The organism is Natronobiforma cellulositropha (genome assembly GCF_025629245.1).
GTDB lineage: Archaea > Halobacteriota > Halobacteria > Halobacteriales > Natrialbaceae > Natronobiforma > Natronobiforma cellulositropha.
On sequence record NZ_JANZXN010000017.1, the window covers coordinates 29,431 to 55,539 of the forward strand.

At 66.2% G+C, this 26,109-nt stretch carries 25 protein-coding genes; 13 read left to right on the forward strand and 12 right to left on the reverse strand.

Going from position 1 to position 26,109, the window contains the following annotated elements:
• The first annotated feature begins 123 nt into the window (after positions 1 to 123).
• From N0B15_RS08605 to N0B15_RS08620, 4 genes are all read left to right on the forward strand, one after another.
• Positions 124 to 1,266: a glycosyltransferase gene (locus N0B15_RS08605; RefSeq protein WP_263019284.1), complete on the forward strand. Its 1,143-nt coding sequence runs from the start codon at positions 124 to 126 to the stop codon at positions 1,264 to 1,266.
• Entirely contained in the window at positions 1,263 to 2,306 is a 1,044-nt protein-coding gene (locus N0B15_RS08610; protein WP_263019285.1) for a glycosyltransferase family 4 protein, read from the forward strand. The genes N0B15_RS08605 and N0B15_RS08610 overlap by 4 nt, the downstream gene beginning before the upstream one ends.
• Positions 2,299 to 3,411, forward strand: coding sequence for a glycosyltransferase (locus tag N0B15_RS08615; protein ID WP_263019286.1), 1,113 nt, complete (start codon positions 2,299 to 2,301; stop codon positions 3,409 to 3,411). The genes N0B15_RS08610 and N0B15_RS08615 overlap by 8 nt, the downstream gene beginning before the upstream one ends.
• 62 nt (positions 3,412 to 3,473) lie before the next feature.
• Positions 3,474 to 4,691, forward strand: a complete 1,218-nt coding sequence (locus tag N0B15_RS08620; RefSeq protein WP_263019287.1) for a glycosyltransferase family 4 protein — start codon at positions 3,474 to 3,476, stop codon at positions 4,689 to 4,691.
• Positions 4,692 to 4,706: 15 nt separating this feature from the next.
• Here N0B15_RS08620 and N0B15_RS08625 read toward each other — a convergent pair whose 3' ends face one another.
• The 7 genes from N0B15_RS08625 to N0B15_RS08655 all read right to left on the reverse strand — a co-directional run bounded on the left by N0B15_RS08625 (position 4,707) and on the right by N0B15_RS08655 (position 12,982).
• Positions 4,707 to 5,834: a hypothetical protein gene (locus N0B15_RS08625; RefSeq protein ID WP_263019288.1), complete on the reverse strand. Its 1,128-nt coding sequence runs from the start codon at positions 5,832 to 5,834 to the stop codon at positions 4,707 to 4,709.
• Positions 5,818 to 6,663, reverse strand: coding sequence for a glycosyltransferase family 2 protein (locus N0B15_RS08630; RefSeq protein ID WP_263019289.1), 846 nt, complete (start codon positions 6,661 to 6,663; stop codon positions 5,818 to 5,820). Before N0B15_RS08630 ends, N0B15_RS08625 begins: the two co-directional genes overlap by 17 nt.
• A complete protein-coding gene (locus N0B15_RS08635; protein WP_263019290.1) occupies positions 6,656 to 7,945 on the reverse strand; it encodes an alkaline phosphatase family protein in 1,290 nt (429 codons plus the stop codon). Before N0B15_RS08635 ends, N0B15_RS08630 begins: the two co-directional genes overlap by 8 nt.
• Positions 7,942 to 9,120, reverse strand: a complete 1,179-nt coding sequence (locus tag N0B15_RS08640) for a glycosyltransferase family 4 protein (RefSeq protein ID WP_263019291.1) — start codon at positions 9,118 to 9,120, stop codon at positions 7,942 to 7,944. The genes N0B15_RS08635 and N0B15_RS08640 overlap by 4 nt, the downstream gene beginning before the upstream one ends.
• 60 nt (positions 9,121 to 9,180) lie before the next feature.
• A complete protein-coding gene (locus N0B15_RS08645) occupies positions 9,181 to 10,254 on the reverse strand; it encodes an aminoglycoside phosphotransferase family protein (protein ID WP_263019292.1) in 1,074 nt (357 codons plus the stop codon).
• A gap of 94 nt (positions 10,255 to 10,348) precedes the next feature.
• A complete protein-coding gene (locus N0B15_RS08650) occupies positions 10,349 to 11,782 on the reverse strand; it encodes an oligosaccharide flippase family protein (RefSeq protein WP_263019293.1) in 1,434 nt (477 codons plus the stop codon).
• Between the two features lie 225 nt (positions 11,783 to 12,007).
• The gene (locus N0B15_RS08655; RefSeq protein WP_263019294.1) at positions 12,008 to 12,982 is read right to left on the reverse strand and encodes an aminoglycoside phosphotransferase/kinase family protein; all 975 of its coding nucleotides are present in this window, start codon (positions 12,980 to 12,982) and stop codon (positions 12,008 to 12,010) included.
• A 170-nt stretch (positions 12,983 to 13,152) separates the two neighbouring features.
• Between N0B15_RS08655 and N0B15_RS08660 the strand changes: the two genes are divergently transcribed.
• From N0B15_RS08660 to aglJ, 5 genes are all read left to right on the forward strand, one after another.
• A complete protein-coding gene (locus N0B15_RS08660; RefSeq protein ID WP_263019295.1) occupies positions 13,153 to 14,160 on the forward strand; it encodes a sugar phosphate nucleotidyltransferase in 1,008 nt (335 codons plus the stop codon).
• Entirely contained in the window at positions 14,160 to 15,116 is a 957-nt protein-coding gene (locus N0B15_RS08665) for an NAD-dependent epimerase/dehydratase family protein (RefSeq protein WP_425494222.1), read from the forward strand. Before N0B15_RS08660 ends, N0B15_RS08665 begins: the two co-directional genes overlap by 1 nt.
• A gap of 107 nt (positions 15,117 to 15,223) precedes the next feature.
• The gene (locus N0B15_RS08670) at positions 15,224 to 16,348 is read left to right on the forward strand and encodes an NAD-dependent epimerase/dehydratase family protein (RefSeq protein ID WP_263019297.1); all 1,125 of its coding nucleotides are present in this window, start codon (positions 15,224 to 15,226) and stop codon (positions 16,346 to 16,348) included.
• A 43-nt stretch (positions 16,349 to 16,391) separates the two neighbouring features.
• Complete coding sequence (gene aglM / locus N0B15_RS08675) at positions 16,392 to 17,687, forward strand: UDP-glucose 6-dehydrogenase AglM (RefSeq protein ID WP_263019298.1); 1,296 nt, start codon at positions 16,392 to 16,394, stop codon at positions 17,685 to 17,687.
• Positions 17,688 to 17,749: 62 nt separating this feature from the next.
• Positions 17,750 to 18,748: an S-layer glycoprotein N-glycosyltransferase AglJ gene (gene aglJ, locus N0B15_RS08680; protein ID WP_263019299.1), complete on the forward strand. Its 999-nt coding sequence runs from the start codon at positions 17,750 to 17,752 to the stop codon at positions 18,746 to 18,748.
• A 32-nt stretch (positions 18,749 to 18,780) separates the two neighbouring features.
• Here aglJ and N0B15_RS08685 read toward each other — a convergent pair whose 3' ends face one another.
• Positions 18,781 to 19,110 carry a DUF5789 family protein gene (locus N0B15_RS08685; RefSeq protein ID WP_263019300.1) on the reverse strand — a complete coding sequence of 110 codons (330 nt, stop codon included), beginning with the start codon at positions 19,108 to 19,110 and terminating at the stop codon, positions 18,781 to 18,783.
• A 124-nt stretch (positions 19,111 to 19,234) separates the two neighbouring features.
• On the opposite strand from N0B15_RS08685, the gene N0B15_RS08690 reads away from it, so the two are divergent.
• Positions 19,235 to 19,444, forward strand: a complete 210-nt coding sequence (locus N0B15_RS08690) for a ribbon-helix-helix domain-containing protein (protein WP_263019301.1) — start codon at positions 19,235 to 19,237, stop codon at positions 19,442 to 19,444.
• Between the two features lie 58 nt (positions 19,445 to 19,502).
• Here N0B15_RS08690 and N0B15_RS08695 read toward each other — a convergent pair whose 3' ends face one another.
• Positions 19,503 to 19,928 (reverse strand): JAB/MPN domain protein-containing protein, encoded by a 426-nt coding sequence (locus tag N0B15_RS08695; RefSeq protein ID WP_263019302.1) that lies wholly within the window; start codon positions 19,926 to 19,928, stop codon positions 19,503 to 19,505.
• Between the two features lie 93 nt (positions 19,929 to 20,021).
• Entirely contained in the window at positions 20,022 to 20,729 is a 708-nt protein-coding gene (locus tag N0B15_RS08700; RefSeq protein ID WP_263019303.1) for a hypothetical protein, read from the reverse strand.
• Between the two features lie 93 nt (positions 20,730 to 20,822).
• Between N0B15_RS08700 and N0B15_RS08705 the strand changes: the two genes are divergently transcribed.
• Positions 20,823 to 21,521 carry a VOC family protein gene (locus N0B15_RS08705; protein ID WP_263019304.1) on the forward strand — a complete coding sequence of 233 codons (699 nt, stop codon included), beginning with the start codon at positions 20,823 to 20,825 and terminating at the stop codon, positions 21,519 to 21,521.
• 30 nt (positions 21,522 to 21,551) lie between these two features.
• On the opposite strand, the gene N0B15_RS08710 is transcribed toward N0B15_RS08705, so the two are convergent.
• Complete coding sequence (locus N0B15_RS08710; protein ID WP_263019305.1) at positions 21,552 to 21,848, reverse strand: DUF5779 family protein; 297 nt, start codon at positions 21,846 to 21,848, stop codon at positions 21,552 to 21,554.
• Between the two features lie 111 nt (positions 21,849 to 21,959).
• On the reverse strand, positions 21,960 to 22,415 hold the full coding sequence (locus tag N0B15_RS08715; RefSeq protein WP_263019306.1) for a ferritin-like domain-containing protein: 456 nt from the start codon (positions 22,413 to 22,415) through the stop codon (positions 21,960 to 21,962).
• Positions 22,416 to 22,693: 278 nt separating this feature from the next.
• Between N0B15_RS08715 and N0B15_RS08720 the strand changes: the two genes are divergently transcribed.
• The gene (locus N0B15_RS08720; RefSeq protein WP_425494223.1) at positions 22,694 to 23,959 is read left to right on the forward strand and encodes a LeuA family protein; all 1,266 of its coding nucleotides are present in this window, start codon (positions 22,694 to 22,696) and stop codon (positions 23,957 to 23,959) included.
• 360 nt (positions 23,960 to 24,319) lie between these two features.
• The gene (gene ilvB, locus N0B15_RS08725) at positions 24,320 to 26,104 is read left to right on the forward strand and encodes a biosynthetic-type acetolactate synthase large subunit (protein ID WP_263019307.1); all 1,785 of its coding nucleotides are present in this window, start codon (positions 24,320 to 24,322) and stop codon (positions 26,102 to 26,104) included.
• Positions 26,105 to 26,109 lie beyond the last annotated feature (5 nt).

Here is a 26,109-nt window from a genome sequence, read left to right on the forward strand (position 1 = left end):
GCTGTCGGAACACCGATGCGTATCGGTCCAGTACCCGCTCGGGCGTCGTCCGTCGGGGATCCGTTCGGATCGAGTACAGGTGACCGCGAGATTTTTGTAGGGTGACTCGTATGTGCGCAGTAGATGGATCTGGTTCTGGCTGCGGCCGTCGTACTGTTTTTCGTGACTGTTACTCCGTACACTCTCTACGCTGCCCTCTATTTGTGGCACCGCCCTCGTGGCTCGCCGGTCTCGAAACACGAGACCGAACCGACCGTCAGCATCGTCCTCCCGACGTTCAACGAGGCGAGCATCGTCGAGCGAAAACTCGAGGACCTCTGTGCGCTCGAGTATCCGACCGAGAAGGTCGAGGTCGTCGTCGTCGACTCGAGCGACGACGAGACGCCCGCGATCATCGAGGAGTTCTTCACTGTGCCCGAGACGCCAGCACTGACGCTGATCAGAGAGGACGAACGGCGCGGTCTCGCACTGGCGTTGAACGACGCCTACGCCGCCGCGAGCAACGATGTCGTCGTCAAGACCGACTGTGACTCGTTGCTCGCCTCCGACGCCCTCCGCGAGGCGGTCGCGAACCTCGCCGATCCGGAGGTGGCGGCCGTGACTGGGCGCAACGCCGAAGTGCTCGGAGAGAGCGACGTCGAAACCGGCTACCGGGGCGTACAGGCAGCCATCCAGCAACTCGAGTCCCACCTCGATTCGACGCTCATCTTCCACGGGCCGTTCTCCGCGTTCGAGAACGACGCCATCGTACCGATCGATCCGAACTCGCTGGCGGACGACACCGAACTCGCGTTGAAGATCCGTCGAAACGGTGGCCGCGTCGTATTCGATCCGGCGATCCGGTACAAAGAGGCCTCACACTCCGGTTTCGTCAAGCGACGCAAACAGAAGGATCGCCGCGGAATGGGGCTGATTCGGCTCCTGGTACAACACCGCGATGCGCTCGGCCGCTACGGAAACTACGGCCGGGTCGTCCTCCCGTTCAACTGGTGGTTCATGATCGTCTCGCCGTGGCTGGTCGCGCTCACGCTCTTGGTGGGCGTCGTTGCCGGCTTCTCGACGCTCGGTATCGGTGGTCTCGCCCCTGCCCTCGCACTCGTCGGCTTCGTCTGGCTCGGACAGCGGGATGCGCTCGGTCCGCTCGGACCGATCTACGCCATCTTCGACACGCAGGTTTCGCTCGCCGCAGCGAGTGTCGCCTTGCTTCGCGGCGGTGCAGACGGCACCTGGGAGGTCGACACCGAACTCCGCGACGCGTTCGAATGATCGTCACACTCGTCACCCCGCGCTATCCACCGCACACCGGTGGCGTCGAAACGCACGTCGAGGCGGTGGCAACGCGCCTCACGGAGCGCGGCCACGAGGTCACCGTCTGCACTGCCGATGCGTCGGAGCCGCTTCCCCGCCGAGAACACCGTGACGGCGTCACCGTTCTCCGCCACCGTTCTCTCGCACCCGGCGGTGCGTTCCACGTCTCGCCGACGATCACGGCCACGGTTCGCCGCCTCGAGAGCGACGTCGTCCACGCGCACAACTACCACTCACTGCCGCTCGCCGCCGCCGCACTCGGCATCAGCGACGAGCGTTTCGTCGTCACGCCACACTACCACGGACACAGTGCGAGTCGCGTTCGGAACGCACTGTTGCGGGCCTACCGCCCGCTCGGAAAACGCGCGCTCGAGCGGGCGACGCGCGTCGTCGCCGTGAGTGGCTGGGAACGTTCGCTCCTCGAGACACACTTCGGCGTCGACCCGGTCGTCGTTCCGAACGGCCTGGAGGTCGCCCGGTTTCGAGACGCCACTCCCGAACACCGCGACCGGCCGTACCTCCTCTGTGTCGGCCGCCTCGAGGCGTACAAACGCGTTCAGGACGCGGTGTATGCGCTCGCTCACCTCGACGGCTACGACCTCGTCGTCGCGGGTGACGGTCCGGCCCGCCCCGCACTCGAGGGCCTCGCCGACGAACGCGGGCTCGGCGACCGAGTGACGTTCCTCGGACGCGTCCCCGACGACCGCCTCCCCGGCCTGTACGCCGGTGCCGACGCGTTCGTCCACCTCTCCCGGTTCGAGGCGTACGGGCTGACCGTCGCCGAGGCGCTCGCCGCGGGCACGCCGTGTGTCGTTCGGGCCGAAGGCGCTCTCGGTGACTGGCTCGAGTACGACGGCGTCGTCGGCGTCACCGATGCGACGCCGGATGCGGTCGCCGCTGCCTGTCGACGGGCGACTGACGCGACTCCCGTCTCGCCGTCGGTGCTGCCGACCTGGGACGACGTGACGGACCGACTGCTGGAGGTCTACAGTGGCTGATCTCACCGTCGCGCTGCTCACGCCGTGGAACGTCGCTGGCGGCATCGCGACCTACGCTCGGCGCTTCGTGGACGCACTCGAGACCCGTGGCGTCGACGTTCGGCCGGTGGGGATCACCGACCGGGACGCGTCCAGTCCGCTCGCGTTTCGGGACCTCCCTTCGCAGGTACCGGCCGAGACCGACCTCGTTCACGTCCAGTTCGAAGCGGGGCTGTTCGGTCACCTCGGTGTTCGTGGCGTGGGCGCACCGGCGTTCTTCCGTGCGCTCGCTCGCGGACCTCACCCCGTCGTGACGACGCTCCACGAGGTACACCGAACGCACGACCACCGTGGACCGGTCGGCGACCGGATCCTCCGCGTCCGTGATACGATCCTCGAGCGATTCACTCTCGCTGCATCGGCCGCCACCGTCGTTCACACACGGGAGGCTGCCGCCGTCCTGCGCGAGCGCCACGGAACTGGCCACCACATCGAACGATATCTCCACCCAGTCGAGGTCGACGCGACCCCGCGCGGGCGCGAGGAGGCGAAGGCGGCACTCGGACTCAATGGTGAGGTCTTCCTGACGTTCGGCTGGGTAGAGCGGAAGAAGCGTTACGAGGACGTGATCCGTGTGCTACCCTCGTTTCCCGACGCAACGTATCTGATCGCTGGCGGGCCGCGACCGGGGGAGGGGGAGGCGGTCCTCGAGTCGGTGTTCGACGTCGCGAGCGACCTCGGCGTCCGTGATCGGGTACGCGCACTCGGATACGTCGACGACGAAGCGGTTCCGACGGTACTCAGCGCCGCCGATGCCGTCGTCTTGCCCTACGAGCGCGTGAGCCAGAGCGGCGTCGTCAACGACGCACTCGCCTACCGCCGGCCCGTCGTCACGACGGCGCTCCCCGCGTTCGAGGAACTGCAGACGGCGTACGACTGCCTGCGAACCTACCGGACGCGAGCGCAACTCGTAGGCCACCTCGAGGCGACGCTCTCCGCCCCATCGCCGTCTCCGTCGCTCGCATCGGCCATCGACGCCTACCTCGAGGAGAACTCGTGGGGATCGTTCGCCGAGCGTTCGGTCGAACTCTACGAGTCGGTCCGCACGTCGGCCGACCGTCCGTGATGTCGGCCAGGTTGCTCACAGGCCCGTGCCCTTTTATGCGCTCGATGGAAACCACAGAGCAGATGTCGGCCGAACCCGCCCGCTCGCTGTCCGTCCTCCTCGTGAACGATTACTCAGACGTCGCTGGCGGCGCGGAAGAGCAACTCCACCGCGAGGCGGCGTTGCTCGAGTCGGCCGGTCACGATGTCGCTTCCGTTGGCTTCGCTCGCCCGAGCGAGAACCGTCCAGCCGAGACCGATTACGTCCTCTTCGAGTCCGACCACCGTCCCACGCGAATCCTCCAGAAAGTCGCCGTCAAGCCGGGAATCTACCGCGGCTTGCGCTCGGTGCTCGAGCGCGTCGACCCGGACGTCGTCCACATTCACAAGAACATCAATTATCCGGTGACCGTCCTGACTGCCTGCCGTGAGTACCCCATCGTGAAGACCCACCACGACTACACGAACGTCTGTCCGTCGGGCTGGGCGGCCTACGCCGATACGTACCAGGTCTGTCCCGGTGGTCCCGGCGCGAAGTGCGTCCGCCACGGCTGTACATCCGCCGCCGAACTGGCGGGATTTCACCTCCCTCGCCACCAGGTAAAACGCCGTCTGCAGGCGCGCTACGTCGACCAGCACCTCGCGCCGAGTCGCCGCCTGAGCGAGTACCTCGAGCGGTTCGGCTACGCCGTCGAGACGGTTCCGTACCCGCTATTCTCACCTGAGGTGGAACCGAACGTCGGTCCCGGCGAGGGCCGGTTCACGTTCGCCGGCCGTCTCACCGAGGAGAAGGGCGTTCACGTCCTCCTCCACGCCGTCGCGCACGCGAGCGAGGACCTCGGTGTCGACGTGCCGGTCGGTATCGCAGGCGACGGTCCCGAACGCGAGGAACTCGAGCGACTCGCTGCCCACCTCGGAGTCGACCACCTCGTCGAGTTCTACGGCCACCTCGACCACGCCGACCTCGTCGACGTCTACCGCCGGAGCAGGGCGGTCGTCGTCCCCTCGTTGTGGATGGAGAACTTCCCGAACGTCGTCATCGAGTCGCTCTCACTCGCCCGGCCCGTGATCGGCAGCGACCGCGGTGGCATTCCAGAACTGCTGGCCGACGGCGACCACGGCGCGGTCTACCCGGCGCTCGAGCACGAGGCGCTCGCCGACCGACTGGTCGCGTTCCTCGAGAACCCCGACCTCGCGACCGAGCGCGGGGCTTGCGGACGCGAGTACGTCCTCGAACACCTCGCTGAGGCGCGCGTCCGTGAACAACTCGAGACCGTCCTCTACGCGGCCGTATCCGGCTGAACGCGCCACCACTGCTCAGTGATAGAGCGCGTCCCAGAGGTCGTACATCGCGTAGGCGGCGCTCTCGTCGTCGGTCGCGTCGACGCGCTCGAGGAGGGGTGTTCGACCGACGGTGGGACCGTTCTCGAGCGCCAGAAAGAGACCGGTGCTGACGCTCGCCCGGACGCTGTCCTCGCCGAGATACGGCAGACACCGAACGAGTGTCCGTCTCGTCACGCTGTCGGACCTCGCCAGGCGATAGACGTTCCAGGCCAGTTGTTTCGGTCGTCGGCGCGTCCTCGCCAGGTGAGCGAGCGCTGGCGCGATTCCGTCGAACTCCCTGTCGAACTCCGCCTCGAGAACGTGCGTGAAGACGGTCGCGGTGAGCGAGGCGTAGCGCTCGACCGTCTCGTCCGAGACGTCGACCGTTCGCTCGGGTTCGTACTTCCGCGTGAGGGCCTCGCCTGCGAGGGCACAGATGTCGTCGGCTCGCGGCAGTCCCGTCAGTGTCTCGTCCGCCACTAACTGCTCGAGGAGGTCGTACTTTCCGCGGTAGGTCGGCTCGAAGCGCCCCTGGGCCAACAGCAGGCTGTCGGTCCACGCCAGTGCGAGTTTCGTCACCTGATTCTCGAGGTACGCCCTCGAGCGCCCGGCCTGTAGCCCACCCAGCAGGCCGGCCAACCGGTTCGAGAGGAGGACGACGGCCTCGTAGGTCGGGATGTCCGTCGGCTCGAAGGCGGGGACGAGTTCGAGGATATCCGGATCGCCGTAGATCGGTACGGAGCCGTACTTGAGATCGTAGTTGAAGATGGTTGGACGGGAACGCTCGAGGTCCGCTCGCGAGGTCACCATCACGTCGACGAAGTCGATGCCGAGTTCCTCTGCCAGCGCGTCCGCTCGGCGCTCGAGCCACGCGACGTCACACGAGGCACCCTCCTCCGGCACGACGATCAGGTCGTAGTCGTTGACCGGCACCCAGCTGTCGGGGGTTCGTTCGACGGATCCCTCCTCGCGTCCGAAGCTTCCGGAGAGGACGAACGTTCCCTCGCAGTGGTCTGAGAACGTCTCGACGATCGTCTCGAGGTCGCGACGTACCCGCCGCTCGCTCGCCTCGCCCCGAGGCGTGTACCGGTGAGTCTGTATCAGGCTAGCGTCTCGTCCCATCGTAGAATCCCACCTGCTCTGCGGTCCTGACGAACGGTGCGCGTACGAGGTCGACGATGCTCCACTCGCGCGGGTTTCTGCCGAAGTGGAGGTAGTCGAGACCGACTTCGCGAACGACGTTTCGCGGTATCGCCAACGGGGACGGGCGTGTTCCGTCTATGTCACGCTCTGCGCGCCCCTGGTTTACGTTCCGCCTGTAGGCGTCTCGGAGACTCTCGCGGTGTTCGTGAAAGACCGGGGCCGTCGGAACGTATCTGATCGCGTACCCCCGTTGCTGCATCTCGCGTGCCCAGAGTCGGTCCTCGGAGTACGAGACCTCCTCGTCGAACGGCACCCGCTCCCAGCACTCACGTCTCACCAGCGAGTTCGCGTTCGAGAAGAACGGGTCCCGACGCTGGAGGCGTTCGTCCGTCCCGAAGACCGCCTCGAGGCTGCGCCGCTCGAGCGGGTCTCCCTGCTCGCTGACGACCTGTCGGCCGTAGGCGGCCGCCGTTTCGGGATCGTCGAGCGCCGCCACGAGGTTCTCGAGCCACGCCGTCGTCGTGGGGACGGCGTGCGCGCTCAGGATGCAACACAGGTCGCTCTCGGTGTGTTCGATGCCGACGTTGATCCCGTAGCCGTAGGTGAACTCGTCCGGGTGCATGTCGACGACCGTCGCCCCGTACTCGGCGGCGATGTCGCGGGTCCCGTCCGTCGAGTGGCAGTCGACGACGACGACCTCGGCGGGTGGGTGGCGCTGTCGGTCGATCATCGAGAGCGTCTCGCCGATCATCTCGGCTTCGTTTCGCGCTCGGATCACGATCCCGACGTCTCCGCTGGTCTCACTCATCACCCTCACCGCCCGACGCGTGCGTCTGTGCTGGCTCGACGAGGCTCGTCCCCTCGCTCGTCTCCGGTGTCGGCAACCCGAGAAGGTCGAGCGTGGTCGGGAACAGGTCGACCATGGCGACCTCCTCGAAGCCTACGAGTCGACGACCCGGTGCGTGTACCAGCAACCCACCCTGGTCGTCGATCACCTCCGGTGCGTAGCCGTGCATTCCCGCGACGGTTTGCCCGCCCCGGTGAAAGTAGTTCGGTTCGATCACCGTTCCCGGTTCGACGAGGACGAACAGGTCGCCGTAGCGGTCGTCACCGAACCGGATCCGGTACCGGCGTTCGTCGTCCTCGTCGAGGATGCGACTGGCTGGCAGCGACCGGACCACTTCGCTCACCGCCTCGCGGGTCGCCTCGTCGTCGAACCAGAAGCGGGCGATCGTCGAGTCGAGAAAGAGGTCGAAGCCGTCGCCCGGCTGGAGACCTGCCGCCTCGAGCGCGCCGAGGACGTCGATCGTCGACTCGACGCCGACCATTCCGTGGTCGCCGAACAACACGAGGTTGACCGTCTCGTAGTGGGCGTCGTAGTGGGTGTATACCGCCTCGACCAGCCTATCGACGCGCTCGAGTCCGCCGTCGATTTCGTCGGCGTCGGGTCCGTGTGCGTGTCCGAGTCCGTCCAGTTGCGAGAGGTGGAGGTAGACGAACGACGGCCGTCTCGAGGCGGCCTCCATACACGACTCGGCACACGCCTCGTCGGAGTCGTACCCCGTCGTCAGCGGCCAGCCGAAGTACGCCCACTCGCGGTCGCTCGCACGCAAGCAGTCGAACACCGTCTGCTGTTCGACGTAGTGTTCGTGCCACGGTAGTTCCTTCTCGGCGAAGTCGAACCGGTGCAGTTCGTCGAGCGGCACGTCGGCGGGGGTGGCGTACTCCGCGAGCGCCGAGTGAGGCGTCCGGTACCTGACGTAGCGCTCGAGTCCTCGCCTGATGGCCCAGTCGACGATCCGTCGGTTGTCGAACCAGGCCGGCACGTATCGGGCGACCGAGAAGGGCGCCTCTGCGGTGTGCTCGGCCGTTCGAAACATCGTGCTAATCCCGCTGGTCTCGGGATAGAGACCGGCGAAGAAGGCCGGTCTGACCTGGAAGCCGAACGGTTCCCGGACGCGACCGTACGCGCCCTCGTCGGCGAGTGCGGCGATGAAAGGCGTCCGCTCGGGGCTGGGGTAGTCGTTTCTGAACGCGTCGACCAGGATCACGAGAGTGACCGACGCGTCGCTCGCCGTCGGTTCGCTCACGTGCGCACCCCCGCGTTCGCGGCCTGCTCCCAGGCGGAGACGAACGTCTCGGCGACCCGCTCTTTCGAGAAGCGCTCGAGGACGGCCGCCCTCGCATTCGCTCCGAGTTCTGCGCGCAACTGTGGATCGTCGACGAGCGTCCGCACCGCGTCGGCGATTCCCGCTGCCGATCGCTCCTCGACGAGCATTCCGTCGACGCCGTCTCTCACGACCCACGGAATCGCCCCCGACTCGCTCGCGACGACCGGGAGCCCGGCGCTCATCGCTTCGGCGTAGACGACGCCGAAGTACTCCTCCCAGCGCTCAGTTCGCAGCGAGTGGAGCGCGAAGATATCCGCCTGTCGGTACCGCTCGTGAATCCGGGCGTGGTCGACGACGCCGTGGAGTGTTACCTGCTCTGTTAGCCCCGCGGCGTCGAGGCGTCGCTCGAGGTCCCCTCGCAACGGCCCGTCGCCGACGACCTCCCACTCGAGGTCGACACCGTCGTCTACGAGCGTCGTGATCGCTTCGAGGAGGTACTCGTAGCCCTTCCGCTGCTCGAGCCGTCCGATCGTGAGGACCGTGATCGGTCCCGTCCGATCCGTCCGGTCGGTCGCCGGTGGTGCGAACACGTCGGTGTCGATCGGGTGGCCGGGGTAGACCACCCGCTCACTCTCGGTCTCGAGCAGCCCCAGCCGCTGGAACCGCTCGGCCGCGAGCGGTGTGATACAGAGGATGGAACCGGCAGCGTCCATCACCTCGCGTGCGCGCCGGTCGTTCACGGGAGTCGACAGTGTCAACGTGACTGACGAGCCACAGACGATGCCCGCTTCGAGGCGGCGTGCGCCTTCGAGTGCCCGCCACGCGTACGGATAGAGCGTCGGATCGGAGGTCTCGACGACGTCGTAGTCGCCGTCCGCGAGGACCGCACCGAGTGACGAGTAATCGCTCGAGACGAAGTCGTATCGCGAGGTGACCTTGTTGAATCCCTTTCTCGCGAGACAGCGCACCCGGTCTCTCGCATCCGGTCGTACCTCGACGACGGAGAGCGTATCACTCTGTAATCCGTTTCGTCGGTCCGCGACGACATCGATCGTCACGTCGGACGTCGCACAGATGTGCTCGTAACAGCGCAACTGCGCGTCGAACGACGTGTTGTTTCTGGCTGGCACGGGTCTCGCGATGGCGACGTTCATTAGTCGATATCTCGACAGTGGTGGCTCCACCTCTTACCCATTACGGCGAGGGGATGGCCGTCACGGGCGGTGTTCGAGGAGCGCCTCGAGCGCGTCGTACCAGTAATCGGTCGTTGGCCCGTCCCGTCTCGTGATTCGCGTGAGAATGTGAAAGACGACCACGCCGCCGGGAAACGTCCCTCGCTCGAAGACGAGCGGGCCCGCATCGCTCGCGTACGCGTTCGCAATCGCCCCGCCAGTCCCAGTGTTCCGGACTATCTCCTCGAGGACGCCGGTGTCGCCAGTGTTCGCGGCGTGGGTGGCGAACAGTTTGACGAAATCGCCCACCGCGTAGTCGACCTTGCTGTCTTCCCAGTCGAGTATCTGGACGCCGTCAGCCGTCGCAAGGAGGTTTCCGACGTGGAAGTCGCCGTGGACGCGACAGCGCCTGAGCGACGGTGGCAACTCGAGTTGATCGAGCAGGTCCAGCGCGCGTTCGACCACCGGGTCGTCGTCCCAGCCGCGCTCGCGTACGGTCGTCTCGAGGTGCCGTTGCGCCTCGTTCATCGCCACGGTCGTCGACGGCTCGCGGCTGTACAGCGCACACAGCGACCGCAGTGCAGGCCGAATCGCGTCCCAGCCGGCGACCGGACCAGTGAGTTCTCGCCCCGCGAGGTAGCGCTCGACGAGGTACGGGTACGCGTCGTTCGTCTCGAGTACTGGCGGCGTGTGAACCGTCTCGGGCAGTCGCGTTCTGAGGTCGATCTCCCGTCGGAGTGCGGCCGCGGCCGACCCGTCCGCCCGCTCGCGCGGGAACGTCACCACCCGCTCGCCGTCGAAGTCGATGCCGGTCGTCCGGTAGCCGATGCAGAACAGATCGAACGCCGTCTCCGCTGGCACCACAACTGGGCACGCGGAGAACGACCACACCAGTCGGCTCGCTGCCGGATACGCCGAGAGTGCGCCCATCGCTGTCGAGGCGAACCGCGCGGGTAGCCCGGGACCATCGATCCGGGTCGAGAGAAAGCGCAGTGCCTCCCGGTTCGGCCGAAAGAGATATCGGTAGGTCCCGGGCTTCCAGGAGAGGTACGTCCGCTCGACGGTCGTCTCTCCGTACGCCGCCGAGAACCGCTCGAGTTCCTCAGTCTCGCTCATTCGCGTTTCCCCTCTGCGCTCGCTGCCGGCCGGTGTCGGCCATCTCTCTCGAGTGGTCACGGTCGGCCCAAAGAGATGCCGGTTCGCCTGCGGGTTACCCCGGCAACTCGAGGCCGACGTTCCGGTTGACGGTCGTCCTGAACGTCCGCGAGATGGCGTAGAGGACGGCGAAGTAGACGCCAGCACCGACCGTGACGAGCACGAGCGTGAGGAGGATGTTGTGTCCGACGAGTCCGTAGCTCGACTCGAGGTGGAGACCGCCGTAGACGGAGGGGACCATCGCGAGGGCGGCGATCCACTGGTGGGCAATCATCGTGTAGGGAACGCGAAAGTGCACCGCCCGGCGGAGGTAGACGAAGGCGACGCAGAGGGCGACGAACGCCGAGAGACCGGTGGCGACCGCCGCACCGATCCAGCCGAACGCGTAGACGAGGGCGACGTTGAAGACGACGTTCGCGACGATGAACGTCGTGTTGACGCGGAACGCGAGGTCGGGCCGGTCGATCGCGTTCAGGCTGTTTCCGAGCTGTTTCTGATAGCTGTAGACGAGCAAGGCGGCGAGCAAGATGGTCAGGACGGTCGCTCCGACGCGGAACTCGTCGCCGTAGATTCTGAGGATGCGCTCGCCGAGTAGTGCGCCGCCGACGAAACCGGGGATCATCACCAGCCCCGCGTACGCGATCGAGTCGGTGATGAGTGCAGAGACACCGTCGTCGTCGGCTTCGGCGGCGCGTTTGCTGATTTCCGGGAACAGCGTCGCACTGACCGACGAGCCGAAGAGGTCGAGGAACTTCGATATCGTCCACGCGACGGAGTAGATGCCGACCAGACCTGCGGGGACGAACACCCCCAGCACGAGTATATCAACATTCTTGAACGTCTGCGAGGTCACCGAGCCGAGCCAGGAGAACTTCGCGTACTCGAAGAGACTCCGAAAGTGCCTGAGCGCGGGCTTTCGAAAGCGAATCGTGACGAACGACAGCCCGACGACGACGGCGACTGCCGCGCCGAGAACGTACCCGAAGAGCATGCCGGTCAGTCCATAGCCAGCGACGACGAGTCCGACCTGGATGACGCTCCGACTCGCGACCTTGATCGGTGACAACAGTCCCGCGAGGTGAACCAGGTGGTTCCCCATGAGGACGGCACTGACGAGCGACTGGGCCAGCCCTACGAGCATGAGCAGGACGATGAACTCGCCGACGGAGAGACCGATGTACGCCGTCAGCTGTTCGTCGAACACCAGGACGAAACCGATCAACACGGTGAACAACGCAGCCATCAGGATCGCTCCCGCAGTGAAGTACGCCTCCCGTTCCTCGCCCTCACTGATCCGCTTGGTCGTCGCCGTCGAGACGCCCATCGTCCCGCCGAGTTTCAGCCACGAGGCGACCGCCAGGACGAGTGCGTAGAAGCCGAGTACCTCCGCTCCGAGTTCTCTGGCGAAGTAGATCGTCGCCAGGAACCCGATCGCCGACGCGAGCGCTGACGACCCGAAGTGTACGACCGAGGTTTGACCGAGTCTCATTGTCCTGTTCACCGCGCCCGGCGACCACTGGCCGGCGTTTTCGCCGAGTGACCGCTTACTGAACCCGTCCCCACCCTGCGGCCATAAGTGTGCTCATCGATACGTTCGCTGGAGCGTGTCCGTTCGACGCCTACTATAGTAGCCACTGCAAGTCAGTGCACACCTGATCGCCAGACGGGTCGGCGATCAGTGTGTAACTCGTTGCAGTTGTCACTATAGCCGCTGTCACTGCTCGCACTCTCTGCGAACGATCCGTCTGATGAGCCGCCCATCTGTCCACTTCGTGAGCTGAAACCCTCGCTTCAAACCGTCGTCCTCGACGTACCGATTCAGCATGTGACAGTAGTAGTAGAGCCGAAGCGATCGATACGCCGTCGCGCGAGGGTCGACCGGTATGCCCGTCGAGTCGTACCCGGCCCAGAACGCCTCGAGCAGTCGCCGTCGCTGTCCGTCCCGCGCGTACGGCAATCGCCCCGTCATGAGCGTGACGCCGATGTCTGCCTTCACGAGGTCGCTCGCGAAGAGACGGTCGGCGAACGCCACGTCGATCAGGTCGACGTCGCCGCCGCAGTAGTAGATGTTGTGTGGACTCAGGTCGCAGTGACTCGTCGCCACGGCGAACTCGACCCCACCCAGTCGCTCGAGGCGCTCGCGAACGGTCGCCGTGACCGCAGACCCGAGACCGAGGTGCTCGAGCGACGCACGGACCTCCTCGAGCCGCTGGTCGTGGGGTGCGATTGTCGCCACTGGAACCGACTCGCGTCGCGTCGCGGCGTGTAGCGTCCCGACCGTCTCGCCGATCGTTGCGAACGCCGATTCGAGACCTGCCCGTTGCAGCCGCCAGATTCCGGGGAGCAACGCGAACGGGAGAACCGTCGAGAGCGGTCTCCCCCGCGCGGGATGGCTGACGAGCAGGGACGGCGTACCGTCGAGGACGCTCGTGGTCGGCGTCTCGATGTCGACGCGACCCAGCACCTCGCGGACGGTCTGTGCGCGCTCGCCTCGGACGGTGCGAACGTACAGTTCCGCCGGCAGGTCGTCGTTGTCAACGCTCACACGGTAGACGACGTCGAACGGCCCTGACTTCTCGGCGACGACGGTCGCTGTGTCGGCCGCGATATCGGCCGCCGCCAGCCGACTCGCGATCTCTTCGCTCGTCGGCCGGTGGGTGGGGGTCGTCGACTCGTGAGCGTCTGTCATCGGTGTCGTCGCACTCGTCGGTGCGTGCTGGTTTGTTTCATTCCCCACCTCTCGAAAGCGCTTTCGATACATCGGCGCGCCCGTGCCGACCTCGAGCGAGACCGTCGGGTGCACCTGTCACAGTGTGGGGAAACGATGCACTTTACTCGGTGGTGTCGTTGGTGACGGCTATGAAAGCGGTGATTCCGGCGGCGGGCCAGGGGACGCGCCTCTTCCCACACACGCACACGAAACCGAAAGCCATGGTTAGGCTGGCGGGACAGCCGATTCTCGGCCACATTCTCGAGAGCCTCGCGGAGACGGACATCTCGGAGGTGATCGTCATCGTGGGGACCTCGATGCAGACACAGATCCTCGAGTACGCACTCGACGCGTACGGAGAGGTCTTCGAGTTCACCTTCGTCGAACAGGCTTCCGCGGAAGGTCTCGGCCACAGCATCTATCAGGCGCGCGAGGCGATCGACGGCGAGCCGATTCTCATCACCCTCGGCGACATGCTCTTCGAGAACGGTCACGCCAGGTTCCTCGAGATTCACCGTCAGGACGACGCACACGACGGGAGCATCGGCGTCAAGCGTGTGGTCGAACCCAGCCACTACGGCGTCGTCGAAGTCGACGGCGACGACGTCGTGAACCTCGTCGAGAAACCCGACGATCCTCCCTCGGATCTGGCGATCAGCGGCGTCTACGTCGTCGAGCGAACCGACGCGTTGATGGATGCCCTCGGGCACCTCATCGAGAACGACCTTCGGGGTGCAGGCGGGGAGTTCCAACTCACTGACGCCCTCCAGCGGATCATCGACGACGGGGTGACCCTCCGGACGTTCGAAGTCGACGAGTGGTACGACTGTGGGCGACCGGAGACCCTCCTCGAGGCGAACCGGGTCCTGCTCTCGCGAGACTCTCAGACCAGCGACGAGACCTGTGATAACTCCGTGATTATCCCACCGGTCGACTTCGGCCGTGGGGTCACGGTAACGGGTAGTATCGTCGGTCCCAACGTCAGTATCGACGACGGCACACACGTCGAGACGTCTATCGTTACGGACAGTATCATCGGCGAGGCGGCGTCGATCGAACAGATCAATCTCACCGAGAGCATCGTTGGCGACTTCGCGGAGGTGTGTGGTCAGCCGACGAATCTGAACCTCGGCGACAACAGTTCGATCAACCTATGATGGGGAGACCACACGCACTCGTCACCGGCGGCGCAGGCTTCGTCGGCAGCCACCTCGTCGACTCGTTGCTCGCCGACGGCTACCAGGTTACCTCCCTCGACAACTTTGGGAGCGGCCGCGCGACGAACCTCGAGCACGTCGACTCAGAGCGGTTTCGAAGCCTCGACCACGACGTCTCGGAGCCATTCCCGGACCTCGGTCCCGTCGACTCCGTCTACCACTTCGCTTCCCGAGCGAGTCCGGCCGACTTCGAGACGCACGCCGTCGAAATCGCCCGAACGAACAGCCTCGGAACGGCGAACGCGCTCGAGTGCGCCCGCGAACACGACGCGACGGTGATCCTCGCGTCGACAAGCGAAGTGTACGGTGAACCAGAGGTCCACCCACAACCCGAGTCGTACAACGGCAACGTCACGGTTCGTGGGCCGCGCGCGCCGTACGACGAGAGCAAACGCTTCTCCGAGGCGCTCGCCGTCGCCTACGAACAGCAGTACGGCGTCGATACCAGGACCGTCAGGATCTTCAACACCTACGGCCCGCGGATGTCGCCGACCGACGGGCGGGTAATTCCGAACTTCGTCTCTCAGGCGCTCCGTGGTGACGACCTGACCGTCTACGGTGACGGCTCCCAGACGAGGAGTTTCTGCTACGTTTCCGATCTCGTCGCGGGTATCCGAGCGTTCGCCGACGCCCCCACCGACGCCGCCGGTGAGGTTCTCAACGTCGGCAGCCCCGACGAAGTCACGATTTCGGCGCTCGCAGAACTCGTCCTCGAGGTGATCGAGACGGACTCGAGCGTCCGGTACGAACCGCTGCCACAGGACGATCCGACGATACGCCGTCCGGACCTCTCGCGGATCGAACAGCTCCTCGAGTGGACTCCGACCGTCGACCTCGAGACGGGTCTCGAGCGGACGGTCGAGGCGTTTCGCGACGAACTCGACGGCGACGACTAGGTCGGCCCGGCCGGCAGGGTCACCCGCCCGCTCGCTGGCCGCTCACCGGAGGCTGTTGAGTCGTTCGAACCGTGGCGTTTTTGCTCGGTCGTCGAGTGTGCTCCGTCATGACTCACGTTCTCGTCACCGGTGGTGCGGGCTTCGTCGGTAGTCACGTCGTCGACCACCTGGTCGACGCCGGGTACGACGTCACCGTCGTCGACAACCTCACGGACCAAGTTCACGACGGGAAGCCCGAGTACCTCAACGACGACGCGACGTACGTCTGGGGTGACGTTCGAGACCGGGACCTGATGACCGACCTCCTGACCGAGGCGGACGTGTTGAACCACCAGGCCAGCGCGGTCGGCGTCGGCCAGTCGATGTACGAGATCGAGCGGTACGTCGAAGTGAATACGCTCGCGACCGCCAGACTCCTCGACATCCTCGTCACCGAAGAGATCGACCTCGAGAAACTGGTCGTCGCCTCTTCGATGTCGCTCTACGGCGAAGGTGCCTACTACTGTCCGGACTGTGACGCCGCTCGCTACCCGACGCGTCGCCGCGAGCGCGACATGGCCGACGGCGTCTGGGAACACCGCTGTGAGCGCTGTGAGGGCGCCCTCGAGGCACGCCCGACGAGCGAGGAGAAACCCCTGGACAGCACCAGTGTCTACGCGATCACGAAACGGGACCAGGAAGACCTCTGTCGCGCGGTCGGTCGAGCCTACGACATCCCGACCGTCGCGCTCCGCTACTTCAATATCTACGGCAGTCGGCAGTCGCTCGATAACCCCTACACCGGCGTCTGCGCCATCTTCTCGAGTCGGATCAAAAACGGCAATCCACCCCTGTTGTTCGAAGATGGTGCACAGTCGCGCGACTTCGTACACGTTAGCGACGTCGCCCGTGCGAACGTCGCCGCGGTGGAGGCACCGATCGCCGACGAGGCGATCAACGTCGGCACCGGGAACCCGCACACCATCCGCGACATCGCGGACGCGTTGATCGACGAGTACGGCGCGAGCGACACCGTCGAACCCGAGGTCGCTGACGACTTTCGGGCGGGTGATATCCGTCACTGTTACGCCGACACCAGCCGGGCCGAACGGCTCCTTGAGTTCACCGCCAGCGTCTCACTGCGTGACGGTATCGAGGAACTCGTCGGCTGGGCCGAAACCCGGGAGGCCGAGGACAACTTCGAAGACGCTCACGACGAACTCAAACAGCGAGGCCTGATCCGCGACTCCTGATCGGGACGAAAACGGCTAACTGACTCGAGGCTCCCGTAACCATATGCACGTCTCTATCGTCGGCAGCGGCTACGTCGGCACGACGGTCGCCGCCTGTCTCGCGGAACTGGGCCACGAGGTCGTCAACGTCGAGATCGACGACGACATCGTCGAGGCGATCAACGCGGGCGAGACGCCGATCCACGAGCCCGGACTCGCCGACCTGCTCGCCGACCACGCTGGCTCCCGTCTGCGGGCGACGACCGACTACGACGCCGTCGTCGACACCGACCTCACCGTCCTGTGTCTGCCGACGCCACAGGACGACGACGGCGCGCTCGACCTCGAGATCACGCGCGCAGGCGCTCGGTCGCTCGGGGAGGCGCTCGCGGCGACAGACGGAGCGCACCTCGTCGTCGTCAAGAGTACGGTGCTCCCCGGAACGACCGAGGGGGTCGTCGGCTCGATCGTCGCCGAGACGTCGGGAAAACGCGTCGGTGAGGACCTCCACCTCGCGATGAACCCCGAGTTCCTCCGGATGAGTACCGCCGTGACGGACTTCCTCGAGCCCGACAAGGTCGTCCTCGGGACCGAGACCGACCACGCCGGCGCGACCCTCCGCGACCTCTACGCGCCGATCCTCGAGCGCCCCGAGACCCACCTCGTCGAGACCGGAATCCGTGAGGCAGAACTCATCAAGTACGCGAACAACGCCTTCCTCGCCGCGAAGGTGTCGCTGGCGAACGAACTGGGGAACGTCTCGAAGGCCTACGGCGCGGACGCTTACGAGGTGCTCGAGGCGGTTGGGCTCGACGATCGGATCTCGGCGCGCTTTCTCCGCTCGGGGCTGGGCTGGGGTGGCTCCTGTTTCCCGAAGGACGTCAACGCGCTGCGTGCCGGTGCGCGCGAGCAGGGCTACGACCCCGAACTCCTGGATGCCGTCGTGGCGGTCAACGATCGCCAGCCGGTCGCGCTGGTCGACCGTCTCGAGGGCCACCTCTCACTCGAGGGGGCGCGCGTCGCCGTCCTCGGCCTGGCGTTCAAACCCGGCACGGACGACGTGCGAGCGTCGCGTGCGCTCGACGTGATCGAACACCTGCGCGAGCGCGGGGCGAGTGTCGTCGCCTACGACCCGGTTGCGATGGAGAACGTCAGGACTCGCTATCCCGCACTCGAGGTCGAGTACGCCGAGTCGGCAGCGGCCGCACTCGAGGGGGCCGACGCCTGCGTCGTCGCGACCGACTGGCCGGCGTTCGACGACCTCGCGTTCGACGGCATGGCGCGTCGGATCGTCGTCGACGGTCGTCGGATCGCCGTCGACGAGGACGCACTCGAGGTCTACGAGGGGCTGACCTGGTGAGCCCATGAACGGCGACGCAGTCGACCAGTAACCTTTTGCGCTTCGAGGGGAACTCCCTGACGATGAACGACGACGCGGTGGGGTCGGCTTCGTTCTTGCGGACCGATGGGGCGAGTGCCGTCGACGACGCCGAAATTTCTGCAACCGCTGTCTGCGTCCTGATTCCGACGCTCAACGAGGCGGCGACGATCGGCGCGGTGATCGACGGCTTCACCGCCGAAGGCTACCCGAACGTCTTCGTCGTCGACGGCGACTCCGACGACGAGACGCGCGAAATCGCCCGCGAACGCGGCGCGCGCGTCATGACCCAGTCGGGCAGCGGCAAGGGCCAGGCCGTCCGCGAGGCGCTCGAGTACGTCGACGTGCCCTACGTGTTGATGGTCGACGGCGACGGCACCTACGATCCGGCGGACGCGGCGGCGATGCTCGAGCCACTCGCAGACGGGTACGAACACGTGATCGGCAACCGCTTTGCGAACATGGAGACCGACGCGATGCGACGGCTCAACGGCGTCGGCAACCGGCTGATCAACGGGGCCTTTCGCTTCATCCACGGCAGCGATTACGACGACATCCTCTCGGGCTACCGGGCGTTTACGACCGACTCGTTCCGCAAACTCTCGCTCTCGGCGGAGGGCTTTACGATCGAGACGGAACTCGCCGTCGAGTGTGTCAAACACGACATCGATACGACGGTCGTCCCGATCAGCTACCGCTCGCGGCCGGACGACTCGGAGACGAACCTCCACCCCGTCTGGGACGGCGGGACGATCATCTTGACACTCTACTCGCTGGCGAAGACGCACAATCCGCTGTTTTACTTCGGCAGCCTCGGCGTCACGGCCATCGTCTCGGGGGCGCTCGTCGCCCTCTACGTCCTCTCACAGTGGGTCTGGTACGGACGCGGCCACGAGATTCTCGCGCTCGTCGCCGCTGCGGGCATCCTCCTCGGCGTCCAACTGCTGATGTTCGGCGTCCTCTCCGATATGATCGTCTCGCTCCACCGCGAACAGCGCCGCCGCCTCGAGCGAATCGCTCGCGAGGACGAGCGACGGCGCTAACCGTGGGTCTTCGGTGGCCGTCTGCACGTCGCTCAGAACGGCAGGAGTGAGCGGACCTGTCCGATGACGCCGCGGCCGTGTCGTTTCCGGTACTCCTCGAACGCCGGGTGGAGCGCGTTCAGCAGATCGATCTCGCTCGAGAACTCCGCCTGGTCGACCTGCTCGAGAATCTCGCCCACTTCGACGGTATTTCCGTGTACGTCGTAGGCGACCGCCGTCTCGCCGAGGGCGGCCGCGACGTCCGCTCTGGTCGCGGGAAACGAGAGGTCCGCTGTCTCGAGGTGTGGCTCTAACGCCGCGATACCGAACTCGATACCGCCTGCGTCGTCGTCTCCGCCGTTCGTCGGTGGTCGGACGCCCATGCGGGGAGCCTACGAAGTCGGCCATAAAAACGCCTGTGGAGTCGTCCGGCGGTGGGTTCACGCCGCAGGGGGCGTCCTCCCGGGTCCCGACAGTCCTATACCGCCTCCGACGGAGGTGTCTACCATGACCGAGTACACCACGGTCTCGATTCCGAAGGACCTCGCCGCCCGCGTCGAGGAGACGATCGAAGGAACGAGCTTTCAGAGCACGAGCGACCTCGTGCGCTTCCTCCTGCGCAGTATCGTTATTCAACACCAGCGAAGCGGCCAGCTCACCGAAGCGGAGTTCGAAGAGATCACCGAGCAGCTGAAGGGACTGGGCTATCTCGACTGAGCGGCCAGACGCGAGTCGGAGCGCTCGCTCACGAGAACCGTTCTGCTGACCTGCCCGCTCACGAGAACCGTTCTTCTGGCGGCTCTGCGTCGAGCAACTCGAGCGGCTGGCGTCGCCCGCGCCGGTCGAACGCGCGAATCGACGTCGGGTCGGCCGACCACGGCGGAACCGCGACGAAGATCACCTGCGCTAAGTGGTCGCGTTTCGAGACCGAGAGCTCGCCCATCGGGTGGGAGACGAACCGCCCCTGGGTCTGTCTGGCGGGCGTCGAGAGGTCGACGCCGAAGACGGCGTTGACGGGATTTCCGGGGTCGGGGAGGAAGAAGTCGGTGAACACCGGTGTCTCGGCGGGCAGCGCCCCGACGGATTCGCCGGTGAGTTCGCCCGCTCGTGTCACCGAGAGCCCCGTCGTCATCGACTCCGGATCGGCGTCGCTCGCGAGGTCGAGCAAGACGTCGATCAGGCCGCGCGTCGCGTACACCACACACTCCATAGACGCTCGGTACAGTTAGTCCTATCCCGCCCGCGGCTCGCGTTTCGCCCTCGAGACCGATCGCGCTGATTGCCCCACACCGCCTCAGAACGGGAGCATCGACACCGCGTTCTTCGCGTACAGCCGTGGCAGCCGCCGCCGCGATCCCGAGAGCGCTTCTCTGAGCGCTACCCTCGCCCCGCGGGTCACGGCCGGGCCGTGGCCGACCAGGACCCGCTCGAGCGGGCGGCCGGGTTCGGCGACGAAGGGCTCGAGTGCGTCTCGCGGTGGGAACGCCCGCCGCATCGGGTGGACGCCGAGGCGTTCGTTCCCGGTGCGGAAGTAGGCGGCCGTCCCGACGGATTCGGGGACCAGCAGCGTCCGGTGGGCGGGATCGTAGAGCGCGACCTCCTGCCAGAACCGACTGTCGCGGACGATGTGCGCCTCGATGCCCGTCTCCCCGAGTTCGCTCTCGAAGCGGCCGATCGGCGTCTCGGCGGGCAGGTCCTCGGCGACGCCGTCGAAGAACTCCGGCAGGTAGACCGGGCAGTCGTGGCGCTTCGCGAGCGCCGCGGCGTCGCGTTTGTGTCGGTCGAGACAGACCACGACGCCCGCGACCGGTCCCAACTCGGCGAGGTGGTCGTCGAGACCCGCCGCGTCGACGGGGTCGACCACCCACACCTCGCCGTTGGCTGCCAGTGCGTGACTCGCCCGTTGCATCGTCTCGTCGGGGTGGGCGATCCAGCTGAACCCACCGTCGAACACCTCGATCTCCCGGAGTGACCCCTCCTGGTCGTCGACACGGAGTGCCATACCCGTACACTCGAGCGTCGCCCGTATAAGCGGCGTCCCAAACCGGGCCGACGGCTCCCGACCGTTTGTATCGCTCGAGCGCGTAGACGCCCTATGCTCACGCGACTCGCCTGGCTCGCACTCGAGGTGAAGTACCTCGACCCGGCCCGGTCGTTCTACGCCGGGACGCTCGCGCTCCCCGTGCTCGAGGAGCACGCCCACGAGGCGACTTTCGCCGCGGGGGAGACGGCCCTCGTGCTCAGACGGCCGACGGCCGTCCCACGCGGCGGTCTCCACACGCACTTCGCGTGTTCGATTCCCGCCGCCGAGTACGACGCGTGGTGGGACCGGCTCTCCGCCGAGGGCTACGAACTCGAGGAGGTGCGCTTCGGGGAAACCCGCTCGCTCTACTGTTACGACCCCGACGGCAACTGCGTCGAACTCGGCGAGTCCACCGTCGACGGCCCGGGTATCGACGGCGTCTTCGAGGTCGCTCTCGAGGTCGAATCGCTCGAGCGGGCTGAAGCGTACTACCGCGCCCTCGGCTTCGAGCCGGTCGACCGCGGTGAAACACGCCGTCGGGTCCGCCTCGGGGGACCGGTGGCGCTCGAACTCTGGGAGCCACAGCTGGGCATCGCCGACGCACGCGGCGGCGTCCACGTCGACCTCGGCTTCGAGACCGACGACCTCGAGCGGGTCGAGGCGGCGCTCGAGGGACGGAGCCGTTCGCTCGAGCGCCGGCAGGGTGAGTTGATCGCGCGCGACGGTGACGGCCACCACCTGACGGTTCGACTGGGGGACTCGAGTGAGTGAGTCGTTCTCGCGCGGTGGCGCGGAGACGTGTCAGAGTCGGCTGGTGTCGACGTCGACCTCCGGCGGGGAGACGACCAGGAAGCCCCGGAAGTGGACGAGGTTGCCGCCCGCGTCTTTGATCTCGCGGGCGAAGCCTGCGGCGCGCTGGTTGACGTCTCCCTCGACACAGAGGACGAGGACGTCCCCCGCTTCGACCGATTCGATCCACTCTTCGGGCGGCGTCGTCCCGTCGAGAATCCCGAGGACGATGCCGCCGTCGAACTCCGTTTCGTCGTCACCGGCGATGTGTTCCTCGACCGCTCTGAGGTCGAGTCCGAAGTCGCTCATACGCCGTCGCTCGAAGCGAGACGAGAAAAACGTTCGCCTCGAGTGATCAGATCTGACGTTCCGCCAGCCAGCGCTCCGTCCGTCGCCGAAACGACACGTCGTGTGCGGCCGTCACTCGGCGGGGAAGTCCTTTCGGAACCCGCGGAACTCGGTCCGGTGGGCCTCCTCGTCGGTGAGGGCGGTGACGGCTACGTCTTCGGTCACCGGGTCGTTCGCCTCGTCTGCGGCCTCGATCAGCGCGTGGTAGGTCTCGATGGCCTCCGCTTCGGCCTCGAGTACGCCGTCGATCACCGAGCGGACGTCGGTGGTGTCCTCGGGTGGCTGGAGGCTCGCCTGGCGCGCGTCGAACGCCTCCGACCCCGGAATCGGCTGCTCGAGCTGTTTGAGTCGCTGGCCCAGAATCCGGGCGTGTTCGAGTTCCTCGTCGACGTCGGCGGCGAGGCTCTCTTTGACCTCTTCGGCGTGGACGCCGTCGAGGGTGATCGCGTTCGAGAGGTAGTTCATCACCGTCTCGAGTTCGTCGAGGTACGCCCGCGTCAGGAGTTCGGTTACGTCGTCACTGGTCATACGCTAGCGCCTCCCACGAGCAGCGCTATAGTACTCACACCCGGCGCGGCGTGACGAACGTCCACCTGGGCGGCGCGCGCGAGGTCTCGAGCGTGAAAATCGCAACATTTTCGGCGAAAATATCCCGGACTGCGGCCGGTGAGCCACGCTCGAGGGGACGACCACGGCGAGTGAACTAAGGACCTTCTAGGCAATTTAGGCCGTTTACGTCGGCCGATTCGGCCGCTCGTCGGCGGGTTCGGTCTCGAGCCGTCGGGGGGTCTCACAGCGCCAGTTTTATATATGCTGTCTCTCCTCGGTTATCAGTACAATGTCGACACCAGACGACACTGGCTCTGAGACCCCTCAGGGCGGTCGAGTTCTTCCAGGGAACATTAGATTCCACTGACGAAATCGAGACCGCACGTGTCTTCGATACGACGCTCCGGGACGGCGAGCAGTCGCCCGGAACGTCGTTCTCCTACGACGATAAGCGCGAGATAGCCTCGATCTTAGACGAGATGGGGACCCACGTCATCGAGGCTGGCTTCCCGGTCAACTCCGACGCGGAGTTCGAGGCCGTTCGCGACATCGCAGAGAGCACCTCTACGACGACCTGCGGGTTGGCCCGCGTCGTCGAGAAGGACATCGAAGCCGCGCTCGACTCGGGCGTCGAACTGGTTCACATCTTCGTGAGCACCAGCGACGTTCAGATCGAAGACTCGATGCACTCGACTCGAGAAGACGTAGTACAGCGCGCAGTCCAGTCGGTCGAACGCGTCCGCGAGGCGGGCGCAGCGTGTATGTTCTCGCCGATGGACGCGACCCGAACGGACGAGCCGTTCCTGATGGACGTGATCGACCAGGTCACCGAGGCGGGAACGGACTGGATCAACATCCCCGACACCTGTGGGGTCGCGACGCCGCGGCGCTTCTACGACCTGATCGAGAAGGTCTGTGACCGCACCACGGCGAGAATCGACGTCCACACACACGACGACTTCGGACTGGCGACCGCCAACGCCCTGGCGGGAATCGAAGCCGGTGCCGACCAGGCGCAGGTCTCGGTCAACAGCATCGGCGAGCGCGCGGGCAACGCCGCCTACGAGGAGTTCGTGATGGCCGTCGAGTCGCTCTACCAGGGCGACACCGGCATCGACACGACGCGCATCACCGAACTCTCGGCGATCGTCGCCGAGAAGAGCGGCGTCCCGACGCCGTCGAACAAGCCGGTCGTCGGCGCGAACGCCTTCTCTCACGAGAGTGGCATCCACGCCGCGGGCGTCATCGAGAACGCCGACACCTTCGAACCCGGCGTCATGACCCCCGAGATGGTCGGGGCTCAGCGCCGACTCGTCCTCGGCAAACACACCGGGACCCACTCGGTGCGCGAGCGCTTACTCGAGCGTGGCTACGAGCCAACCGAGGAGGAAGTCCGCGCGGTCACCCGCCGCGTCAAGGACTTCGGCGCGGAGAAGCGCCAGGTCACCGTGACCGACCTAGAGCGCTTCGCCGAGGACGAGGACATCGCGCGTCAGCGCGAGCGAGAGGAGGTGCGCGCCTGAGATGCGCCCCCCGTTTGCTTCCGGCCGTGAGCACCGGCTGGCGCTCTCCGGGGGCCCGTCACCGGGAACGGACCGCAAGGATTATATCCCTTGCCCTCGCTACGAACCAATCAATGACGCAGCGCACTCCCCGCTCGGCTCACACCGACGAGAGCGTTGCACTCGACTCGCTCGTTATCGTAGGGGCGTCCTAGCCCCACCAGTATCCACTCCGTCCCGATTTCGCACCGTTTTCAGAGCGCCGAGACTCGAGACACCCACGTCTCGAGTCGGTACGAGACCCAGCACAGCCACACCGAAGATGACACACACACGACCGTTAGACCACCGATGGCGCACGACAGCGCCGGGAGGACGCCGATGAGCGAACGCGCCGCGTCGGTCACCTCCCCCGACGATGGGGAACCGCACGACGAACGAGAGGCACACGAGTACGAGGAACGGGCTACAGCCAGCCCCGTCACGACGGGCGCAGAGGCGGTCATCCGCGCGCTCGAGAACGTCGGCGTCGAGTACGCCTTCGGCGTCCAGGGCGGGGCGATCATGCCCGTCTACGACGCGCTCTACCACTCCGACATCGAGCACGTGACGATGGCCCACGAACAGGGTGCCTCCCACGCCGCCGACGCCTACGGTATCGTCGCGGGCGAACCGGGCGTCTGTCTGGCGACCTCGGGACCGGGGGCGACGAACCTCGTCACCGGTATCGCCGACGCTGACATGGATTCCGATCCGATGATCGCGCTCACCGGTCAGGTTCCGACGGGAATGGTCGGCAACGACGCCTTCCAGGAGACCGACACCACGGGCGTGACGAAGCCGGTCACGAAGGCCAACACCTTCAGTTCGAACCCGGACACCGTCGGCGACGACGTCGGCGAGGCGTTCGCCCTCGCGAACACCGGCCGGCCGGGACCGACGCTGGTCGACCTCCCGAAGGACGTCACACTCGCCGAGACCGACAGCCAGCCGGGCCCGGCGCGGGTCCCCGACACCTACGAGGTGCAAGAGCGCGCCGACGACGACGTCGTCCGTGCGGCGGCCCGTCGGATCGAAGCGGCCGAACGCCCGATCATGCTCCTCGGCGGCGGCGTCATCAAAGGCGACGCCCACGAGGAGTGTCGCGCGTTCGCGATCGACCACGAGATTCCGGTCGTGACGACGATGCCCGGTCTCGGGGCGTTCCCCGAAGACCACGAACTCGCCATGGAGATGGCGGGCATGCACGGCACCGGCTACGCCAACATGGCGATCACTCACTGTGATACGATGGTCGCCGTCGGCACCCGCTTCGACGACCGCCTCACCGGCGGCATCGAGACCTTCGCGCCCGACGCGGAGATTATTCACGTCGACATCGACCCCGCCGAGATTTCGAAGAACATCCACGCGGAGTACCCGCTGGTCGGCGACGCCGCGACCGTCCTCGAGCAGCTCGCCGAGGCGGTCACCGAGTCGCCGAAGGCGACGAAGTGGCGCGCCCAGTGCCAGCAGTGGAAGTCGGAGTATCCGATGGCGTACCAGACGCCCGAGGACGAACCGCTCAAACCCGAGTTCGTCGTCGAGGCGCTCGACGCCGCGACGAGCGACCGGGCCATCGTCACCACCGGCGTCGGCCAGCACCAGATGTGGGCCTGCCAGTACTGGACCTTCACCGAGCCTCGAACCTGGGTCTCGAGTCACGGTCTCGGCACCATGGGCTACGGCATGCCCGCCGCCGTCGGGGCCCGCCTCGCCGCCGACGACGACCAGGAGGTCATCTGCATCGAGGGTGACGGCTCCTTCCTGATGACGCTCCAGGAACTCGCCGTCGCCGTCCGCGAACACCTGGACATCACGGTCGTCGTGCTCAACAACGAGTACATCGGCATGGTCCGCCAGTGGCAGGACGCCTTCTTCGACGGGCGTCACTCCGCCTCGGAGTACCACTGGTGTCCCGAGTTCGACACGCTCGCCGAAGCCTTCGGCGCGAAGGGCTTTCGCATCGACGAGTACGACGAGGTCGCAGAGACCATCGAGGCAGCGCTCGCCTACGACGGCCCGTCGGTGATCGACGCCCACATCGACCCGCGGGCGAACGTCTACCCGATGGTTCCAAGCGGCGGCGACAACGGCCAGTTCGCCCTCTCGGAGGACCAGCTATGACTGCC

What these genes read in the sequence shown, in the direction of transcription:
- N0B15_RS08605 (WP_263019284.1), top strand. Translation starts at nt 124, where the DNA reads ATGGATCTGGTTCTGGCTGCGGCCGTCGTACTGTTTTTCGTGACTGTT.
- N0B15_RS08610 (WP_263019285.1), top strand. Translation starts at nt 1,263, where the DNA reads ATGATCGTCACACTCGTCACCCCGCGCTATCCACCGCACACCGGTGGC.
- N0B15_RS08620 (WP_263019287.1), top strand. Translation starts at nt 3,474, where the DNA reads ATGTCGGCCGAACCCGCCCGCTCGCTGTCCGTCCTCCTCGTGAACGAT.
- N0B15_RS08625 (WP_263019288.1), bottom strand. Translation starts at nt 5,834, where the DNA reads ATGGGACGAGACGCTAGCCTGATACAGACTCACCGGTACACGCCTCGG.
- N0B15_RS08630 (WP_263019289.1), bottom strand. Translation starts at nt 6,663, where the DNA reads ATGAGTGAGACCAGCGGAGACGTCGGGATCGTGATCCGAGCGCGAAAC.
- N0B15_RS08640 (WP_263019291.1), bottom strand. Translation starts at nt 9,120, where the DNA reads ATGAACGTCGCCATCGCGAGACCCGTGCCAGCCAGAAACAACACGTCG.
- N0B15_RS08645 (WP_263019292.1), bottom strand. Translation starts at nt 10,254, where the DNA reads ATGAGCGAGACTGAGGAACTCGAGCGGTTCTCGGCGGCGTACGGAGAG.
- N0B15_RS08650 (WP_263019293.1), bottom strand. Translation starts at nt 11,782, where the DNA reads ATGAGACTCGGTCAAACCTCGGTCGTACACTTCGGGTCGTCAGCGCTC.
- N0B15_RS08655 (WP_263019294.1), bottom strand. Translation starts at nt 12,982, where the DNA reads ATGACAGACGCTCACGAGTCGACGACCCCCACCCACCGGCCGACGAGC.
- N0B15_RS08660 (WP_263019295.1), top strand. Translation starts at nt 13,153, where the DNA reads ATGAAAGCGGTGATTCCGGCGGCGGGCCAGGGGACGCGCCTCTTCCCA.
- N0B15_RS08665 (WP_425494222.1), top strand. Translation starts at nt 14,160, where the DNA reads ATGGGGAGACCACACGCACTCGTCACCGGCGGCGCAGGCTTCGTCGGC.
- N0B15_RS08670 (WP_263019297.1), top strand. Translation starts at nt 15,224, where the DNA reads ATGACTCACGTTCTCGTCACCGGTGGTGCGGGCTTCGTCGGTAGTCAC.
- aglM (WP_263019298.1), top strand. Translation starts at nt 16,392, where the DNA reads ATGCACGTCTCTATCGTCGGCAGCGGCTACGTCGGCACGACGGTCGCC.
- aglJ (WP_263019299.1), top strand. Translation starts at nt 17,750, where the DNA reads ATGAACGACGACGCGGTGGGGTCGGCTTCGTTCTTGCGGACCGATGGG.
- N0B15_RS08685 (WP_263019300.1), bottom strand. Translation starts at nt 19,110, where the DNA reads ATGGGCGTCCGACCACCGACGAACGGCGGAGACGACGACGCAGGCGGT.
- N0B15_RS08690 (WP_263019301.1), top strand. Translation starts at nt 19,235, where the DNA reads ATGACCGAGTACACCACGGTCTCGATTCCGAAGGACCTCGCCGCCCGC.
- N0B15_RS08700 (WP_263019303.1), bottom strand. Translation starts at nt 20,729, where the DNA reads ATGGCACTCCGTGTCGACGACCAGGAGGGGTCACTCCGGGAGATCGAG.
- N0B15_RS08705 (WP_263019304.1), top strand. Translation starts at nt 20,823, where the DNA reads ATGCTCACGCGACTCGCCTGGCTCGCACTCGAGGTGAAGTACCTCGAC.
- N0B15_RS08710 (WP_263019305.1), bottom strand. Translation starts at nt 21,848, where the DNA reads ATGAGCGACTTCGGACTCGACCTCAGAGCGGTCGAGGAACACATCGCC.
- N0B15_RS08715 (WP_263019306.1), bottom strand. Translation starts at nt 22,415, where the DNA reads ATGACCAGTGACGACGTAACCGAACTCCTGACGCGGGCGTACCTCGAC.
- ilvB (WP_263019307.1), top strand. Translation starts at nt 24,320, where the DNA reads ATGAGCGAACGCGCCGCGTCGGTCACCTCCCCCGACGATGGGGAACCG.